10 protein-coding genes and 1 pseudogene are annotated in these 18,136 nt (G+C 62.4%); 5 read left to right on the forward strand and 6 right to left on the reverse strand.

Annotated features, from left to right (window positions below; translation table 11 throughout):
* Positions 1 to 768: 768 nt before the first annotated feature.
* Together HTZ84_RS14690 and HTZ84_RS14695 are read right to left on the reverse strand one after the other, a co-directional pair.
* Positions 769 to 2,022 carry a Cdc6/Cdc18 family protein gene (locus HTZ84_RS14690; RefSeq protein WP_126662572.1) on the reverse strand — a complete coding sequence of 418 codons (1,254 nt, stop codon included), beginning with the start codon at positions 2,020 to 2,022 and terminating at the stop codon, positions 769 to 771.
* Positions 2,023 to 2,814: 792 nt separating this feature from the next.
* The gene (locus HTZ84_RS14695) at positions 2,815 to 5,889 is read right to left on the reverse strand and encodes an FAD-binding and (Fe-S)-binding domain-containing protein (protein WP_174681375.1); all 3,075 of its coding nucleotides are present in this window, start codon (positions 5,887 to 5,889) and stop codon (positions 2,815 to 2,817) included.
* A gap of 546 nt (positions 5,890 to 6,435) precedes the next feature.
* On the opposite strand from HTZ84_RS14695, the gene HTZ84_RS14700 reads away from it, so the two are divergent.
* Both HTZ84_RS14700 and HTZ84_RS14705 read left to right on the forward strand, forming a co-directional pair.
* Positions 6,436 to 7,383 (forward strand): polysaccharide deacetylase family protein, encoded by a 948-nt coding sequence (locus HTZ84_RS14700; protein WP_174681376.1) that lies wholly within the window; start codon positions 6,436 to 6,438, stop codon positions 7,381 to 7,383.
* Positions 7,384 to 7,392: 9 nt separating this feature from the next.
* Positions 7,393 to 8,490: a GNAT family N-acetyltransferase gene (locus HTZ84_RS14705; protein ID WP_174681377.1), complete on the forward strand. Its 1,098-nt coding sequence runs from the start codon at positions 7,393 to 7,395 to the stop codon at positions 8,488 to 8,490.
* Between the two features lie 67 nt (positions 8,491 to 8,557).
* Here HTZ84_RS14705 and HTZ84_RS14710 read toward each other — a convergent pair whose 3' ends face one another.
* The 3 genes and pseudogenes from HTZ84_RS14710 to HTZ84_RS14720 all read right to left on the reverse strand — a co-directional run bounded on the left by HTZ84_RS14710 (position 8,558) and on the right by HTZ84_RS14720 (position 13,766).
* Positions 8,558 to 10,312: a lipopolysaccharide biosynthesis protein gene (locus HTZ84_RS14710; protein ID WP_174681378.1), complete on the reverse strand. Its 1,755-nt coding sequence runs from the start codon at positions 10,310 to 10,312 to the stop codon at positions 8,558 to 8,560.
* A 1,240-nt stretch (positions 10,313 to 11,552) separates the two neighbouring features.
* Positions 11,553 to 12,439 (reverse strand): annotated as a pseudogene (locus tag HTZ84_RS14715) (3-hydroxyacyl-CoA dehydrogenase family protein).
* Between the two features lie 187 nt (positions 12,440 to 12,626).
* Positions 12,627 to 13,766, reverse strand: a complete 1,140-nt coding sequence (locus HTZ84_RS14720) for an acyl-CoA dehydrogenase family protein (protein ID WP_174681379.1) — start codon at positions 13,764 to 13,766, stop codon at positions 12,627 to 12,629.
* A 301-nt stretch (positions 13,767 to 14,067) separates the two neighbouring features.
* On the opposite strand from HTZ84_RS14720, the gene HTZ84_RS14725 reads away from it, so the two are divergent.
* From HTZ84_RS14725 to HTZ84_RS14735, 3 genes are all read left to right on the forward strand, one after another.
* Positions 14,068 to 15,231: an acyl-CoA dehydrogenase family protein gene (locus HTZ84_RS14725; protein WP_174681380.1), complete on the forward strand. Its 1,164-nt coding sequence runs from the start codon at positions 14,068 to 14,070 to the stop codon at positions 15,229 to 15,231.
* A gap of 252 nt (positions 15,232 to 15,483) precedes the next feature.
* Positions 15,484 to 16,248 (forward strand): IclR family transcriptional regulator, encoded by a 765-nt coding sequence (locus tag HTZ84_RS14730; protein WP_174681381.1) that lies wholly within the window; start codon positions 15,484 to 15,486, stop codon positions 16,246 to 16,248.
* 240 nt (positions 16,249 to 16,488) lie between these two features.
* The gene (locus tag HTZ84_RS14735) at positions 16,489 to 16,944 is read left to right on the forward strand and encodes a DUF3006 domain-containing protein (protein WP_174681382.1); all 456 of its coding nucleotides are present in this window, start codon (positions 16,489 to 16,491) and stop codon (positions 16,942 to 16,944) included.
* Positions 16,945 to 17,114: 170 nt separating this feature from the next.
* Here the strand turns inward: HTZ84_RS14735 and HTZ84_RS14740 are convergent, their stop codons facing one another.
* Positions 17,115 to 17,891, reverse strand: a complete 777-nt coding sequence (locus tag HTZ84_RS14740; protein ID WP_174681383.1) for an IclR family transcriptional regulator — start codon at positions 17,889 to 17,891, stop codon at positions 17,115 to 17,117.
* Positions 17,892 to 18,136: the final 245 nt, after the last annotated feature.

Consider the following 18,136-nt stretch of genomic DNA (forward strand, 5'->3'; position numbering starts at 1 on the left):
CACCCCAGGTGTCGAATGAAATCGATCGCAGACTGCGACCCCACGTGTCGAGTGAAACCGGTCGTAGACTGTGACCCCACGTGTCGAATGAAATCAGTGCGGTACCACCACCCCAGGTGTCGAGTGAAACGAGGGCGATTTCGCGGTGGAACGGATTTCTATCACACACTTAGGAATCTGACACCCCAGGTGTCGAGTGAAATCGGTCTCGAGATTCTGGGTATCGCGCCTCCGTCGGACTCAGGGCTCGAGTCTCGGGGGTGCGTAAAACTCACTACCCCAGGCGTCGAGTGAAATCGGTCTCGAGATTCTGGGTATCGCGCCTCCGTCGGACTCAGGGCTCGAGTCTCGGGGGTGCGTAAAACTCACTACCCCAGGCGTCGAGTGAAATCGTCGGGAGTAGTCACCCCGGGTGTCGAATGAAATGTAATCCCATGATCCGAGGAGTCGAGTGTACGGAGAATCCACTACCAAAGCGTCGAGTGGGATCAGTAACCCCAGGTGTCGAGTGTAATCACTCTGTATTCCGGAACAGAGACGCTACAAACGGGGTTTTCGAATCCGTCCACCCCGGGTGTCGAGTGAAATGTGGTATCGATACACGTTCGTCGGACAGCGGTCCGCGCGGACCGACTCGCCGCACACCCCACGTGTCGAGTGAAATCTGGCCTCGAGAGTCGAGCGGTGAGTTCACGGAGAGTCGAACGTCGAGTGTACGGCGGACTCGAGACCCCAGGTGTCGAGTGAATTCCAATCGGACACCTACCTCTATTGCTGCTCGAGTTCGGAGAAGCGATCGTCGTTGTGGATAACGGCCTGAACGACGGACGGATCCTCAAGCAGGTAGTAATAGTTCGTCACGCCGCTACTGTATCCGCGGCCGACTCGTTCGGTCCGTCCGAGAATGTCGAGGAAGACCTGCTCGTCGAGTTTATCGCTCATCCGGCGCTGCGAGAGCGTCTCGATCCCGAGGGCGCTATCCGAGGTGATGGACTTGTACATCTCGTATACTTCGCGGGTCGCGAACTCCTCTCGATCGCTGTGTCGGTCCGCGAGTATCGACAGCGCGTAGACGGACGCCTTGATCTGCGTCGGCTGGCCCTCGAGGAGTTGCGAGAAGCGGTCGATATCGGCCTTCTCTCGAGCGTTGCGGACGTGAATCTCGGTCACCTCGTCGGTGTCTTCGTCCTTCGCCAGTTCGCCGGCGTTTCGGAGGATGTCCAGCGCCTTTCTCGCGTCGCCGTGTTCCTGCGCGGCAAAGGCGGCGGAAAGCGGGATGACGTCGTCGGAGAGGACGCCCTCTCTGAAGGCGTCCTCCCGGTTGTACATGATTTCGCGGAGCTGGTTCGCGTCGTACGGCGGGAAGACGAATTCCCGGTCCTGGAGGCTGCTGAGAATCCGCTCGTCGAGCGATTCCTTAAAGGAGATCTTGTTACTGATCGCGATGATCCCCACCTTACAGGCGTCTAACTTCCCGGCTTCCCCCGCTCGCGACAGCTGCATGAGAATCTCGTTGTCCTGGAGTTTGTCGATCTCGTCGAGGATAATGATCGCGACGTCGTAGAGCTGGTCCAGGATCGACCAGAAGCGTTCGTAGTAGACGTCGGTCGAGAGTCCGGTGACGGGGATACTGATGCCGGTCTCTTCGGGATCGTTCAGTTCCTGTGCCAGATTGATCACGACGCGGGTCTCGGTCTTCGTCTGGGTGCAATCGATGTACGCTCGCCCCATCTCCGTCCCGTTTTCGACCGAGTACTGCTGGGCGCTCCTGGTGACGTGTTTCGCGACGAGCGACTTTCCCGTCCCCGTTTTCCCGTAGATGAGCGTGTTTCGCGGCGATTGGCCCTTCACCGCGGGATGAATGCTCGAGGCGACGTTCTGAATTTCGCTGTCTCGGCCGATGATCCGGTCCTCGTTCGGCACGAGGTCGATATCGAGAAGTTCCTTGCGGCTAAAGATCGGGTCCTCCGTCGCCCAGAAATCCTCCAGAGATCCGTTTTCGTGACCGGAGCCGTCGTCCATACACACCACCTATCGAGGACGGTCACATATAGACTAGTGATTGGAAGTCACCGAGTGTCGGATGTAGGTGTCGGAAATCAACGGCGACGGAGATTCTATCGAAGATCTGCGTCGGATGGCGGTTGTCCTCGCGTCGAGTGAAACCGGAACACGGGAAACAGGGAAAGTCACCTCCCCTTTCCAGCCAGCGGATGAGAGGAACATCGAACGGAATCGCGAAAAGCTTCGAGGACGACTGCGGTGTAACGGAGGACCGTACTCGAGTAGCCCCACACCCCAGGTGTCGAGTGTAGATCGTCGAAAATGCCCGGAACATGATCTGATGAGGGGTGTTAGAAATGCTGGAGGCAGTGTAGATTGCTAAATCAGGGAGTAACGGGCGAGAGCTATGGGTGAGGAGTGGGGGATCGAACGGTCCGTCCGTTCGAACAGTAGTTCGAACATGAAATAGTCCAGTACGGGTCTGGTTTCGAGCAGGGATACATAAAACCTTCTATTCTATTATACGATATTTGCTACTACGAAGATCTTGCCACCGGCCCCTATTCTTACTCTGGATAGATACGGTCTCTAGCACTCGCTTTCGCGCATCTACACTCGACACCTGGGGTGTGGGAGTATCATCAGTTATAGGATAGGAATGAGGATAGTGAGGATGATGAGAGACGAATGCGGGAGGTCAGAAGTAGTCAGAAGTAGAGAGTACGGAGGATAGGAGTAGAGAGAACGAGAGTGGATAGAGAGAACGGGAGTAGAGGAAGAGGTGAAGGGTAATGGAAAACCGGCGCGTCGTTACTCGAGCGCTTCGGCGACGAGTTCGATCGGCGTCGGCGGGTTCTCGTCGGTGTCGGGTCGGTGTTCGAGTTGCGTGCGACACGACGCCCCGGGGGCGACGACGCGGTCGCCCTCGCTCGCGTCGACCTGCTCGTAGAGGATTTCACCGATTCCGTCGCTCATCGAGGCGTGTTCGGCCTCGTAACCGAACGAGCCGGCCATCCCGCAGCAGCCGGAATCGAGCGGATCGACGGCGTAGCCCGCCCGGCGCAGGACGCCGACCGCGTGGTGGTCCTTGGCGACGGCCTTCTGGTGGCAGTGACCGTGGTAGGTCAGCGACTCGGCGGCCCCGTCGGAATCGAACGCGATCGTCTCGTCCAGGCGGAACGAATCGATATACTCGCAGACGCCGTAGGTCGCGGCCGCGACCCGTTCGGCGCGCTCGTCGGAGAGCAGATCGAGGTAATCCAGCTGGAACATGACCGCGTCGGAGGGTTCGATGACGACGACGTCTCGTCCCTCTTCGACGAGCGGCGCGAGCTTCGAGACGTTCTCGCGCGCCGTTTCGCGGGCCTTCTCGAGGAAGCCCTTCGAGAACGCCGGCCGGCCCGTGTCGCCCAGTTCGTCGGGGACCGTCACGTGGACGTTCGCGGCCTCGAGAACGCGGACGGCGGCTTTCCCCGCTTCGGGATGGCTGTAATTGGTGTACGTGTCGGGGTAGAGGACGACGCTCCGGTCGGCGGCCTGCTCGCTGACTCGCGCGCCGCCGCGCCGGTCGAACCAGTCCCGAAACGTCGTCGCGCGGAACGTCGGCAGCGGGCGATCGGACGCGATGCCGACGGTCGCCTCGAGGGCTTTCCGGGCGCCCGGCAGTTTCGGAAGGGCGTTCGAGAGCGGCGCGAGTTGGGAACCCCACTTCGAGAGGGTGGCGACGTTGGCGAAGAGCCGATCCCGCAGCGTCGCGCCGTTGCGCTGGTGGTACTCGTGGGTGACTTCGGCCTTGAGCTTCGCCATGTCGACCTCGCTCGGGCAGTCGATGGCACAGCCCTTGCAGCCGATACAGAGGCCCATCACCTCCTCAACAAATTCGTCGGAGACGGCCTCCTCGGGATCGAGGTCGCCACTCATGGCCTGTCGGAGCGCGTTCGCCCGGCCACGGGTGGCAGTGATCTCCTCGCGGCTCGCCCGGTAGGTCGGACACATCACGCCGCCGGTGGTCTCCTGTTCGCCCCGACAGCCGCCGCAGCCGTGGCAGAGCTCGACCATTCCCTGCATGCCGTTGTCGTTCTCCCACTCGAGGGCGGGCTCGAAGCCGGCTTCGAACTCGTAGTCGGGGTCGAACCGCAGGTGCTCGCGCAGGTCGGTCGGATCGTCGTCGCGGAAGACGACCTGGCCTGGATTCAGGAGCCAGTCAGGATCGAAGGCGGTCTTGAGGTCCTGAAACGTTCGCCAGAGTTCGTCCCCGTAGAGTTTGTGGTTCCACTGGGTGCGGGCGCGGCCGTCGCCGTGTTCGCCCGAGACCGATCCCCCCAGCTCGACGACGAGATCGGTCACGTCGTCGGCGATCCCGTGTAACTGCTCGAGGCCGATCTCGGTCTTCGTGTTCACGAGCGGCCGCACGTGGAGCACGCCCGGCCCCGCGTGGGCGTAGAAGCTGGCGTAGGTGTCGTGCGCTTCGAGAATCGCCTCGAACGCCTCGACGAAGGTCGGCAAGTTCTCGGGCGGAATCGCGGTGTCCTCGATGAAGGAGATGTGCTTCTCGTCGGTCGTCCGCGAGAGCAAGATCGGGAGCCCGGACTTGCGGAGCTTCCAGAGCTGGGCGCGTTCCGCTTTTTCGTAGGCCTCGAGCGCCTCGAGGGCGAGCGTCTCCGCGTCGGAGCGCGGAGCGCCGTCGGCCGGTTCCCCCGCGGGCGTCGCCGACGGCAGGCGATCGGCCAGCAGGCCGGCGACCTGCTCCTCGCCGTGGTCGGCGTCCTCGGCGTAGAACTCGACCAGCAACACGGCGTTGGTTCCCTCGGGGAGCATCTCGGTGACCGGCCCGAACTCCGCGGTGTCGCGCGCGAGGTCGATCAGGACGTCGTCGAGCACCTCGACCGCGGCGGGATCGTGTGCGAGGATCGGTTCGACGTCCCGCATCGCCTCGTGGAGGTCCGGATAGCACAGCAGGGTGACGGCCTTCGTCTCGGGGACGGGCTCGAGCGAGACGGTCGCTTCGGTGACGATCGCCAACGTCCCCTCGCTGCCGGCCAGCAGCCGCGCGAGGTTGACCGTACCCGGCTCTCCCGCGTCTTCGCCACTTGGCAGTTCGCTCCCGCGAGCCTCCGCGACGAGTCGATCGAGGTTGTATCCGGAGACGTTGCGCTTCAGATCGGGATACGTCTCCTCGATCAGATCGGCCTCCTCGTCGACGATCCGATCGACTTCAGCGTAAATGCGCTCCTCGAGGTTTCCCTCGGGGTCGGCGCGGTCGGCGAGCTCCTCGAGGGTGACCTCGCCGAAGGTCGTTACGGTGCCGTCGGCGAGAACGGCCTCGCACTCCTCGAGGTACGCGTCGGTTTTCCCGTACTTCAGCGAGTGCGAGCCCGTCGAGTTGTTGCCGATCGCGCCGCCGATGGCGCTCTTGTCGCCCCACGCGGGATCGGGCGCGAACTTGAGGTCGTGGGGCGCGAGGGCCTCGTTCAGCGTCCCGAGGATCGTCCCGGGCTGGACCGTCGCCATCCGCCCGTCGGGATCGATCTCGAGGATGTCGTTCATGTGTCGCGTGAAGTCCAGTACGACGGCGCGGTTGACCGTCTGGCCGGCGAGGCTGGTGCCGCCGCCCCGCGGGAGCACTGGAATCTCCCGTTCGGCGCAGTACTCGACGATCCCGACGACGTCGGCGGTCGACTCGGGGACGGCGACGGCCATCGGCGTCACCTCGTAGGCGCTCGCGTCGGTCGCGTAGAGCTCCCGCGAGTAGGAGTCGCCGCGAACGTCACAGTCGACGAGTCGCTCGAGGTCGTCGACCAGCGCCGGCCGATCGACCTCGTCGCTTCGATAGTCGTAGTTCGCACGTCCGTCGGCAGCCGGGTCGACGCTCGGCTCCAGTGACATAGTTGGCCCTTGTCCGGCGGCGCTTAAGTGATCATCCCTCGAGAAAAATCCCGCTCTCGAATGGTTCGTTCCGAAGCGTCCGAAATCAGCGGCGATATCCGCGGTAGTGTAACTGTTTCAAAACCGAATCGGTGTTGGCCCACGGTGTCGCCACGAATACTTGATCCACGAGCAACTGACGCCGATAACGGTGATCATCGCGTCGCCAACCCGTCGTTCGGTCGATCACTGACACCGAACCGTACGAGAGCGATACGGGCTGAACGGTGGCCGCGATTCTCGTTTATGAGTTCGACAAACGGTACGCGGTTCGATCACTTCTGGTTGATATTCTCTACAGCAATCAAATTTAGACGCTAAATATCTGTGTAACTGCTACAACCGAATTTAATATCCGGGAAAATATGGGCGAGAGTCTCGATGACTCACTCGACATGAGTTGCCAGTACTCCGTATCAATTACACGACGGATCCGATCCGACTCCAATCAGACGACGCAAGTTCGGTTTCGATCAGCGATCGCGCACGGATCGCGCACGTAATCAGATGGGATCGGTCGTCATCTCCCTCGATGCAGAAGTAGGCTGGGGATTTCACCACGACGAATCTGTCTCGGAGACGTTTCTTCGCAACACGCGCCAGAACTGGCGTCGCCTCCGAGAGCTATTCGACGCGTTCGAAATTCCGGCGACATGGGCGGTTACCGGGCACCTATTCTTAGGCTCGTGTACTGACAGACACCGGAACCACCCCGCCGGTGAGCGATGCTGCCAGAAATCGATCGAAGACCTTCCCGCGACCGATATCTGGTTCGGAGCCGAACTCGTCGACGAAATCGCGACCGCCGATACCGACCACGAAATCGCCGGTCACGGGTTCACACACGTTCACTTCGATCACGATCGAATGGACGAAGCGTTCGCAACTCGAGAGATCGAAAACTGCGTTCGTGCCGCGTCGCGCCGCGGCCACGACCTGTCATCGTTCGTCTTCCCCGTCAACAGGATCCGACACCGGGACACGCTCGCGGCAAACGGTTTCGACTGTTATCGCGGTACGAACCCGCTCCGCGACTCGCAGAGTACGCTGATGCGACAGGTGACGAAGATATCGAGCGCGGCGGTCGGCAAACCGGCGCCGCCGATCGTCGACCCGTACGTCGACGACCACGGCCTGGTCAACGTGCCGGCATCGATCTATCTGTTCAACTTCGAAGCGAAGTATAGAAAACTGTTTTCAGCGTTCGGTGAGGATCCGGTAGTCAAACAAGTGAAATCCGGGATCGACCGCGTTGCCCGAACGGACGGCGTGTTGCACATGTGGCTTCACCCCCACAACCTCCGGACGCCGGCGCACTACCAGCGGCTTCGATCGATTGCGGGATACATCGACCGTCGTCGAAGCACGGACGGCCTACGCGTCGAAACCATGGCCGAGGTCGCAGACAGGGTGCGAAACGAGAGTCGACCGGGATCGACATTCGAGAACAGCTAACGCCTATCGATGACCAATTCGGACCCGTACGAGATTCGACAGTACGAACCGGCCGATAGGGACGCGTTTCTCGACCTGTTCGCCGACGTACTGGGCGGGCGAATGGGCAACGACTGGTTCACCTGGAAGTACGAACGGAATCCGTACGTCAACCACGTTCCTATCCTGGTTGCACAGCGGGACGACGAACTCGTCGGCGCGCGGGCGTTCTTCCCGCTCCGCCTCGCCGCGGGCGACGACGAGTTCAGCGCCTTCCAGCCGTGTGATTCGATGGTCCGTCCCGAGCACCAGCGTCGGGGACTCTTCACGCGGCTGACCGAGCGGGCGATCGACAGATACGACGACGCGGACCTGTTCTTCAACTTCCCGAACCACCGCTCGCTTCCGGGGAATCTCAAACTCGGCTGGCGGGTCGCGAGCGAGCGAGAGACGTACTACCGAATCCAAAATCCGACCGCGTGGCTCCCCCAACTCGAGCCGGTCGAGCCGATCGTTCGATCGCTGGCGAGCGGATACGTCTCGATCCGGGATCGGTTTGCCGATTCGACCACTGCGGTCGAACTCTCGCGGTACGATCGCGTGCCGTCCTCGCTGCTCGCGACGCTGGCTTCGTCCGAGACGATCCCGGAATTTCACGTCGCTCGCGACGAAACGTTCTACGAGTGGCGGTTCGCGAATCCGCTCTGGACGTACCGCACGATCGTCGCGACGCGGGACGGAGCGCCCGTCGCAGCGGTCGTCTACGGTCGACGGGATCGAACGAGCGGTCCGACGGTCGTCCGAATCCTCGACGTCCTCCCGCTCGCAGCGGGGACGAGTTCGTCCCCGTCCCGGCAGGCGACACTGGCTGCACTTCTTGACGCGGTGCTTCGAAAAACCGGCGATGCGGACGTCATCGCTGCTCCCGGGTCGGTGGTCCCCCGGTCGGTGTTGCGGTCGCGGGGCTTTCACAGCGACCAGCGAGCGCCCCTGAAGTGGGCCACCTCGCCGTCGACGCACGTCGTCAGACCGGCCGGGACACCGCCGCTTGACTGGACGCTGTCCGGAACCCAGCTCGCGGACAGCGCGAACTGGCGACTCGCGTTCTGCGAGGCCGATAGCGGGTGAGGGCACCTCGTTTTCGGTGACCGCGTTCGTACGCTCGATCACCGAGCGGGAGGCCGAGAACGACCCGTCACCGCCCTCGTCGGAGTTCGTCGATCAACTGCTCGATCGTCTCCTGTTGGCTCTCGAGGCGATCTCTCTGCCGCTCGATTCTGGTTTCGATGGTATCCAGTCGCTCGCGAACGTCCGAACTCGAGACCGCGTTGCTTTTTGCCGCCGCGTTTCGGTCTTCCGGTTGCTGTCTCTCTCCGACGGGTGACGCGTCATCGGCTGGCAACTCGTGGCCATCCGCTCCGTGGTCATCGTCGACACCGTCGAATTTAGCACGGAGGGCAGAGCCGAACGAACCGATCGGGTCCGGTGCGGCCTCGAGGGGGGTGATAACCTCGTCGAGGTCGAGCGCACCGACGGCGACCGCGGCCACGAGGAAGAGCGCCGCCCCCACAGGGGGGACGACGGCCAGTGAGAGGATCGAATCCCCGAGAAATCGTGCCAGCAGACCGATCGGAATCGAAGCGACTCCGCCCGCGAAAATGACCCGCGGAATCCGCGCGCCGGTGATCGGGTCGAATCCGATTCTTTTGGCGCTCCAGACGTGAAACACGAACATCGTCCCGTAGCTGATGCTCGTCGCGGTCGCCGCACCGTACATCCCGTACCGGGGGATCAACAGCGCGTTGAGCGCGATGTTGCCGACTGCGGCTGCGCCGGTCGAGGCGATCAGCACGTGCAGATCGCCTTTACCCTGTCCGATCGCGAGAATCGGTCGCGCCAGCGCGAACCCGACGCAGCCGGGAAGCAACAGGAGAATCGGACCGTAACTCGCGATGTATTCGTCGCGAAATATGATCGGTAGCGCAACCGGGGCGAGCGTGCCGATGCCGACCATAAGTAGTAAGGTAAACAATAGTGTGTATCGTGTGACACGAGAGGCAAGCGAGTTGATCCGCTCGTGGTCGCGATTCGACCAAATGTTCGAGGTCGAGTGCAAGAGCACGTTCTGTAACGCCAGCGGGACGATCCAGAGGAACTCCGCGATCGTGAGGGAAATGTTGTAGTAACCGGTTTCCTGCGCCGTCGTAAACATCCTGAGCATTATGACGTCGATTTTATACAACGACGTCAAACAGAGGATCAAGACGATGCTGAGCGCGTTGAAGGTGAACAGTTCGCGGCGCGGAAAGTCTGTAGGCGGAATCCGGGCGAGCGCGGTTCGCAGCGACACCGTGCGGTTTATCAGTGCGAGCCCGACGATCGAGGTCGTTACCGCGCCGGTCATGTGGCCGATCAGCACACCCGGGACGCCGTGGCCGAGGAACGCGAGGCCGACGCCGACAGTGATAAACAGGATTTTATCGAGGAAGAGCAGCGGCTCGGAGTAGCGCTCGAGACCGAATCCCATGAGCGTCCGCCGCGTGTACTCGCGGAACTGGGAGGTGAACACGAGCAACGAGAGGAGATAGAAGTACGTCCGATACGATGTCCCGAGCCGGGACGTTACGATCCCCATTTGCGCCGCGAGAGCGAGTCCTAAACACCCGATCGCCGCGAGTAGGATCGCCATCCGGAGATAGAATCCGACGACGTGTTCGTCCCAGTGGGCCCTGTCGCGTTCCTCCGCGACGTACTTTCGCACGCCGTCGCCGACACCCGAACTGACGAAGATCATATAGACCGAAAAGATCGCCATCAGACTCGCGTAGTCACCGTATCCCGACGACCCCAGAAATCGAGTCAACAGCGGTGCCGAGAAGAAATCGAGACCGATGAGGAGGAACTTGATACTGACGATCGAGAGAAACCCGCTCGTGATGCTTCGTTTCATGCCTCGTGATGCAACCGTCTCGATAGGGTGTCATTCGCGCTATGCGTTATCAGTTCGGCCGACGTACCGAGCATCGGAGTGAACGTGCCGACTCCGACTCGCGGGTCGGACGCGTCGACGGTGTAACGAAAGCGACTGGCGATGATCGGACGCGCGCAGTCGATGGAAACGGCAGCGAACTCGTTCGCGTGCGCTGGAGAACGCGACCGTACGCTCGACCGCTGGAACGGAGAGAGTGACGACCGACCGGTCAGATCCATCGACCGTTCGTAGTAATCGTTCTGGGATTATTATACAGCAAATAAACAGTCGGAAGCACCGATTTGCCTGAATTCAGCGATGGTCACTTCGGTTGGGAGGCGGATCGCGAGAGTCGCGTCGCGAAGACCGTCCCGCGAGCGGCTGGCGTCGCTCTCGCATTTATCTTCCGAAGTACCAGAATTCATCTATATATGTCTCAAAGACATTTTTTAATACGGCTTTCGCACGTCGAAACATCGTAAAACGAATGAAGCGGCGGAATATGGGTGAATAAGACGGCCTTACCGTCGAATCCTGTTGGCAATCAGACTCAGTCACGTAAGATTTTAATCTTGCCATAATATCCGAATACAGGCCCCTAAGCGGCGAACGTATAACGTTCTCGATCGAGATCGGTGGCACAGCGTTAAAAGAATAATAGAACTGGATGGAACGAGGTCTTCTAACCTATGTAGAATATTATGTCGTCTCACTACTCGCCGGTGAACTCCGGCTCGCGGCTCTCGAGGAACGCCTCGATTCCCTCGTTGTCGTCTTCGATCGCAACCGGCCGAACGGTTCGGCTCGGGCTCGAACACCGTCCGCGAACGCTCCTTCAGAGCGCTCTTCGCGGCTCGAGACGATCGGATTCGTCGCTGCCGTCGCCGAACCCCCGAATTCGTAGAAACCATTGAGTTCGTCTCCGTCGACGAGGGGATCTCTTTCGCCGCGGCGGCGATGAGTTCATCTGAGAGGCAGCCTCGGTCTTGGAACTCGATCACGCCCACGCCGGTAACGAACGCGCGCGAGCCCACCCGCCGGTGAAGACGAGCACGCGAATCGCGTCCGCCGCGACCGCGGCGGCCCGTTAGTTCGGTGCGGACCCGCTAGTCGACACCTCGGGGCGTTCGTACGTTCGATAGCGGCTGTCGTCACCGCTCGAGGTGCCCGCCAACCGGGAAGACCGCTTTGAGAGTAGCGTCGAGCGCGGCGAATCCGATCATTCGTCCGTCCCCCAGTCGCCGCTCGTGCCGACGCGCTCGCCGTCCTCCCAGACGTAATAGCCCTCGCCGGTTTTCTTGCCGAGCTTGCCCGCCCGGACCTTCCGGCGCAGGGACTGGGGCGGCTTGAATCGCTCCCGAGTTCCTCGCGGAGGTGTTCGGCGATGTGCAGGCGGACGTCGAGGCCGACGTGATCCGTCAGCTCGATCGGCCCCATCGGATGGCCGTAGCCGAGTTCCATCCCCTCGTCGATGTCGGCCGGGCTGGCGACGCCCCGTTCGACCATCCGGATCGCCTCGAGACCGAGCGCGACGCCCAGCCGCGAGGTCGCGAAGCCGGCCGTGTCGCGGACGACGACGTCCTCCTTCTCGATGCCCCGCACGTAGTCGACGGCGAACGACTCGGTGCGTTCGTCGGTCTGCTCGGCGATCACGATCTCGACGAGATCCATGATGTGGGGCGGGTTGAAGAAGTGCAGTCCCACCGCACGCTCGGGGCGCTCGAGCGCGCTGGCCATCTCCGTCACGGAGAGCGAGGAGGTGTTCGAGGCGATGACGGTCTCCTCGTCGGTCACCGCCTCGACGTCCGAGAAGACGTCCTTCTTCAGGTCCATCTCCTCGGGCACCGCCTCGACGACGAGGTCCGCGTCTTCGACGGCCTCCTTGAGATCGGTCGTCCCGTCGATGCGTTCGAGCGTCTCCTCCATCTCCGACTCGGTGAGTTTGTCCCGATCGACGCCGCCCTGGAGGTTGGTTCGGACCCCCTCGAGGCCGTCCTCGACGAGGTCCGCCTCGATATCCCGAAGCAAGACGTCGTGGCCCGCCATCGCCGAGACCTGCGCGATTCCGTGCCCCATACTGCCCGCTCCGAGGACTGCGATTTGCATACGTGCATCCACAGCGGAAGCTGTCAAAAGCGTTCCCGTTCGAACGATCGCTTCCGAACGAGGACGACCGCTCGAGGACGCGAACGGCCTCTGGCCGCTACGCTCGAGCGATGAGACCGCCAGCGACGGTGACGGTACGGGCGGCCAGCCGCTGTTGCCAGCAAAACGGATGAGAGTCGAAGCGGAGCTAGAAGATCTGGTCGGCGATGATGTTCTTCTGGATCTCGCTGGTGCCCTCGTAGATCTTCGTGATGCGGGCGTCGCGGTAGTAGCGCTCGGCGGGGTAGTCCGTGACGTAGCCCGAGCCGCCGTGGACCTGAATGCCCTCGTCGGCGACTTCGACCGAGATCTCGCTCGCGAACAGCTTCGCCATGCTCGAGTACTGCGCGGCGATGTCCTGGTTCTCCTGCTCGACCTGGGTCGCGGCGCGGTAGGTCAGCGAGCGGGCGGCCTCGACCTTGGTGGCCATCTCGGCGATCTTGTGCTGGATGGCCTGGAACTCCTTGATCTTCTGGTCGAACTGTTCGCGCTGGTTGGCGTACTCGATGGCGGCGTCGAGGGCGCCCTGGGCGGCGCCGACGGCCTGAGCAGCGACGTTGGCGCGACCGGCGGCGAAGAACTCCATCAGCTGGTAGAATCCCTTGTCGACCTCGCCGATGACGTTCTCCTCGGGAATACGGACGTCGTCGATAACGACCTCCGCGAGGTCGGAGGCGCGGATACCGAGTTTGTTGTCGATCTTGTCGGTCGTGATGCCGTCCCAGTCCATCTCGACGAGGAAGGCGGTGATGCCCTTATGGCCCTCGCCGGGGCTCGTCTTGGCCATGAGGACGCCGATGTCGGCGACGGTCCCGTTGGTGATCCACATCTTGTTGCCGTTGGCGACGTACTCGTCGCCGTCCTTCTCGGCGACCGTCTCTATCCCGGCGACGTTCGAGCCGTGTGCGGGCTCGGAGATCATCGACACCGACGCGATCTCGCCGTCGGCGATCTTGGGCAACCACTCCTCTTTCATCCATTCGTCGCCGAACTCCATGATCATGCTCGAGCCGAATCCGGCGCTGCCGATCGCGGAGCCGATCCCCGGATCCGCACGCCAGAGTTCCTCGGTGACGATGGTACTGGCTATCTTGTCCATCCCGGCACCGCCGTACTCGAGCGGGATGCTCGGCGCGACGAAGTCGTACTCGGCGGCCTTCCGACGGAGGTCCTCAGGGTACTTCCCTTCCCGATCGTGTTCCTCGGCGACCGGTTTGATCTCGTTCTCACCGAACTCGTGGACGGCGTCGCGAATGGCCTCGTGTTCGTCGGACAGCGTAAATGCCATATGTCACTGCTCGACTGCGGGAACCAAAATAGCTTCGGTATATTCAACAGATGCAAAGTATATTCGGTACAGTTCTAACTTTGTTAAGCGAGTTCGCGGGGAAGGGCGATCCCGCTAGCGAAGCGGCTGTGGTCCCTGTTAGAGAGCCACTACCCGTCCTCGAGTACGTTCGCGGCGAGCTCACTCGGCTCGAGCCCTCCGATCCGCGAGGGCCACAGCCCGGAATCGACGCGCCCTCGAGACGTATTCGTCGGACGGAACGTACCGTAATACCTATCCGGACATTGGTAGAGTATCACGTATGCTGGATTTCGTCGATCTCGAGGCGGATTTGGACCAGGAAGAGCGCATGATCCGCGATACGGCCCGGGAGTTCGTCGCGGAACACGTCAAGCCCGACATCGGCGAGCACTTCGAGAACGGGACGTTCCCGAAAGAGATCATCCCGAAGATGGGCGAACTCGGCTTCTACGCACCCAACCTCGAGGGCTACGGCTCGCCGAACGTCTCCGAGACGGCCTACGGACTCCTCATGCAAGAACTCGAGGCCTGTGACTCGGGGCTGCGCTCGATGGCGTCGGTCCAGGGCGCGCTCGTCATGTATCCCATCCACGCCTACGGGAGCGAGGAGCAAAAGGAGGAGTGGCTGCCGAAACTCGGCGAAGGCGAGGCCGTCGGCTGTTTCGGCCTCACGGAGCCCGAACACGGCTCGAACCCGTCGGCGATGGAAACCCGCGCCGAGCAGGACGGGGACGGCTACGTCCTCAACGGGTCGAAGACCTGGATCACGAACTCACCGATTTCGGACGTCGCGGTCGTCTGGGCGCGCGACCAGTCGGACCCCGACGCTCCGGTTCGCGGATTCCTCGTCGAAACCGACCGCGACGGCGTCTCGACCAACAAGATCACCGAGAAGCTCTCCCTGCGCGCGTCGATCACGGGCGAGATCGGCCTCAACGACGTCTTCGTTCCCGAGGAGAACGTCCTGCCGGGCGTCTCCGGCATGAAGGGGCCGCTCTCCTGTCTCACGCAGGCCCGCTACGGGATCGCCTGGGGCGCCGTCGGCGCCGCCCGTGACTGCTTCGAGGAGGCCCGCCAGTACGCCAAGGACCGCGACCAGTTCGGCGGCCCGATCGGACGCTTCCAGCTTCAACAGCGCAAGCTCGCGGAGATGGGGACCCAGATCACGCTGGCTCAGTTGCTCGCCTACCGCCTGGCGGAACTCAAGGAGCGCGGCGAGATGCGACCGCAGCACGTCTCGATGGCCAAGCGAAACAACGTCCGGACGGCTCGCGATCAGGCCCGGATCGCCCGCGAGATCCTCGGCGGCAACGGGATCACCACCGACTACTCGCCGATGCGCCACATAGCCAACATGGAGACGGTCTACACCTACGAGGGCACCCACGACATCCACACGCTCGTCCTCGGCGAGGAGTTCACGGGCATTCCGGCCTACGAGTAGCTCCGCCCTACGAGTAGCGACGCGAGACGCTCGTCTCGAGGCGATTCCGAGACGGGAACCCCGTTACGAGCAGGGAGCGATCCGCGACGCCTATCCCGAATTCTGAAATACGTCTCCCGAGGTACGGGATATCTGTCTCAGAAGTCGAAAAGGAGCGAACGATCTCGCACCAGCGACGACGACCGTTCCGCAGTTCTGCAACCGCGTTTCATTCTCCGGAACATTGAACTGGTTCGTGACGGATGTACGCGTATGGAGACGGACGAGGGCGACGAAACCGACGCGGGCGTCTCGACCACGCGGAAGACGTTCGCGATCCTCGAGGCGCTCGCGGAAACGGACGGGCTCACGATCACGGAACTCACCCGCCGGACGGGGCTGAGCAAGAGCACCGTCTATCGCCACCTCGCGACGCTGACCGACATGGGGTACGTCGTCGAGCGCGACGGCGAACACTACGTCGGCTTCCGACTGCTCGAGATCAGCGAACAGGCCCGCAACCGGGAGACGGGGTACGCGGCCGCCAAGCGGTCGGTGTTCGAACTCGGGCAGGAGACGGGCGAGCGCGCGGTCTTCACCGTCGAGGAGCGCGGCGAGGCCGTCTACGTCCACCGGTACGGAAGCCGCTCGAACACGCTGATCGGCAAGCGGCGACCGCTGCACACGCTGGCCTCGGGGAAGGCGATCCTCGCGGAGTGGGACGACGATGATGTCGCCCGGTTCGTCGCCGAGAAGGGCCTCGAGGCGGTCACGGACGACACCATCACCGACCCCGACGAACTCCGCGCCGAACTCGAGCGGATCCGCGAGCGCGGCTACGCCGTGAACGATCAGGAACACATGGACGGCCTCCGCGGGGTCGCCGTCCCCGTCTACACGCCCGACGACGACCTGCTGGGCGCGCTGGGCGTGTTCGGACCGACGAGCAGATTCAAAGACGAGGCCCTCCACGAGGAACTGCCGACCCGGCTCCGGGACAAGGCCGACGAGATCCGGGTGACGCTCGCCTACGGCTGATTCCCGCACACGGCTGCGTCGGCCGCTATCGGTTCGAAGCGGCGTCCAAGGACGACCGACTCGCGAGTGTCTCCGTCGATCCCCACTTCGGTAGGGTTCAGTAGCAGTTCCAACTCGAGATGAAACGATGCCAGCCGTTCAGTTTCGATCCTGGCTGTTTCACTATACGGAACAAGTGGATTGCATAGCGAGATCGTTCGCCGCCGCACCTTTATCAGTGATCGCGCGGCCAACGGGAGTATGTCGACGCGACAGCACTCGACGCGACGAACGGTTCTTCGAACGCTCGGCTCGCTCGGACTGACATCGGTCGCCGCCGCCGCGACCGCCGGTGCCGACGGCGACGGCAGTAACAACGGGGACGACCCGTCACCGCCCGCGAACGGCGCTCGCTCGAGGTCGGCCGCGGCCGGTTGCGGATCGGCCGACGTGGACCGCTATATCGCCACCGTCGACCGAATCGTCGGCGGGAGATACGTCGTTCTCCTGCTCGAGTCGGACGGCGAACTCGTCGACCAGCACGTGGCTCGCCGGTCGACGCTCGAGTCGGTCGAGGAGAGCGATATCCTGCGCGTCGTTTTCAAAGACGGCGACCTCCTCGCGGCGAATCAACTCCCGAAACGACCCGGACGGAGCGCTTCGAAGCCGTCGCCCCAGGAGCGGTTCGACTCGCTGGCCAGCGACGGCCCGCCGTAACGACGGTCGTCGAAGCGGTGGCTGGCCTGGGGCGTCTCCGGCGGTTACAGCGCCACCCGTAGCTGCTGCTCTGACTCAGCACTGCCTGTAGCTGCCGCTCAGACGGCCGTTAGTTGCAAGTCCTGCTCTCTAGCGGTTCAGAATTACACACATACGAATGTAATGTCCTGTTAGAATAGTTCCGTTTCGAGCGCGTCGATCTCGTCGATCAGCAGGTGGCCGATCTCCTCGGTCGTCGACTCGTCGACCGCCATGCGGTACGTCGGGCCGCCGATCGAGAACGCGCCGACGACCTCGCCGTCCGGACTCGTTATCGACGCGCCGATGGACCGATACCCCTCGATCAGCTCCTCGTTGTTGGTCGCGTACCCGCGCTCGCGGATCGCCTCGAGTTCGTCGAACAACGCCGCCTCGTCGGTGATGGTTTCCTCCGTCGTCGCCGGGAGCTCCCAACGATCGATGATCTCTCGAACGCGCGCTTCGGGCATCGACGACAGGATCGCCTTGCCCGAGGCGCAGTTGTGCATGTAAAACCGGTTCCCAGCCCGGAAGGGTCCCGACTCCGACAGTCCCCGAGGGGTCGACTCGCCGATGGCGTACTCGAGGGAGTACGCGCGACCGTTTTCCTCGACGATGAAGTCGGCCTCGTTGCTCGACTTCTCCGCGAGGGAATAGACTCGCCGCCGGGCCGCCGCGTACAGCGGGTTTCGATCGCGCGCGTGTTCGCCGAACGGGAGAAACTGGAGGCCGACGTGGTAGGTGTCACCCTCGCGGACGAGAAATCCCTCCTTGACCAGCGTGTGAAGGTGGTTGTGAATGGTACTCTTCGCCACCTCGAGCTGGTCGGCGAGTTCGCTCAACGTGGCGCCGTCGTCGTCGCGAACCGCGCGAACGACTGCGAGCGACGTTTTCGTCGTCTTGACCGGGCGAGGTGCGTCGTCCGTCATACGTTCACCGTGGGAGTGCCCCGACATAAGCGTTCGGAATGTGTGAACGCGGGCGTTGTCGTGCCGGAGAAATTGTATCGAATTTTCCCGTATATTTCACTAATAAGGATGGAAAATAACTTGATTTCGTCCGTATATTAACATTCGATCGTGCGGTTGATAGGTCTTCTGTCGGCCCCTCAGTAGCTATCGGCCGGGAAGACGCTCGAACAGCGACTACGTTCGAAATGTGTGAATAGACGGCG

The organism is Haloterrigena gelatinilytica, assembly GCF_013342145.1.
GTDB lineage: Archaea > Halobacteriota > Halobacteria > Halobacteriales > Natrialbaceae > Haloterrigena > Haloterrigena gelatinilytica.

What these genes read in the sequence shown, in the direction of transcription:
- HTZ84_RS14690 (WP_126662572.1), bottom strand. Translation starts at nt 2,022, where the DNA reads ATGGACGACGGCTCCGGTCACGAAAACGGATCTCTGGAGGATTTCTGG.
- HTZ84_RS14695 (WP_174681375.1), bottom strand. Translation starts at nt 5,889, where the DNA reads ATGTCACTGGAGCCGAGCGTCGACCCGGCTGCCGACGGACGTGCGAAC.
- HTZ84_RS14700 (WP_174681376.1), top strand. Translation starts at nt 6,436, where the DNA reads ATGGGATCGGTCGTCATCTCCCTCGATGCAGAAGTAGGCTGGGGATTT.
- HTZ84_RS14705 (WP_174681377.1), top strand. Translation starts at nt 7,393, where the DNA reads ATGACCAATTCGGACCCGTACGAGATTCGACAGTACGAACCGGCCGAT.
- HTZ84_RS14710 (WP_174681378.1), bottom strand. Translation starts at nt 10,312, where the DNA reads ATGAAACGAAGCATCACGAGCGGGTTTCTCTCGATCGTCAGTATCAAG.
- HTZ84_RS14720 (WP_174681379.1), bottom strand. Translation starts at nt 13,766, where the DNA reads ATGGCATTTACGCTGTCCGACGAACACGAGGCCATTCGCGACGCCGTC.
- HTZ84_RS14725 (WP_174681380.1), top strand. Translation starts at nt 14,068, where the DNA reads ATGCTGGATTTCGTCGATCTCGAGGCGGATTTGGACCAGGAAGAGCGC.
- HTZ84_RS14730 (WP_174681381.1), top strand. Translation starts at nt 15,484, where the DNA reads ATGGAGACGGACGAGGGCGACGAAACCGACGCGGGCGTCTCGACCACG.
- HTZ84_RS14735 (WP_174681382.1), top strand. Translation starts at nt 16,489, where the DNA reads ATGTCGACGCGACAGCACTCGACGCGACGAACGGTTCTTCGAACGCTC.
- HTZ84_RS14740 (WP_174681383.1), bottom strand. Translation starts at nt 17,891, where the DNA reads ATGACGGACGACGCACCTCGCCCGGTCAAGACGACGAAAACGTCGCTC.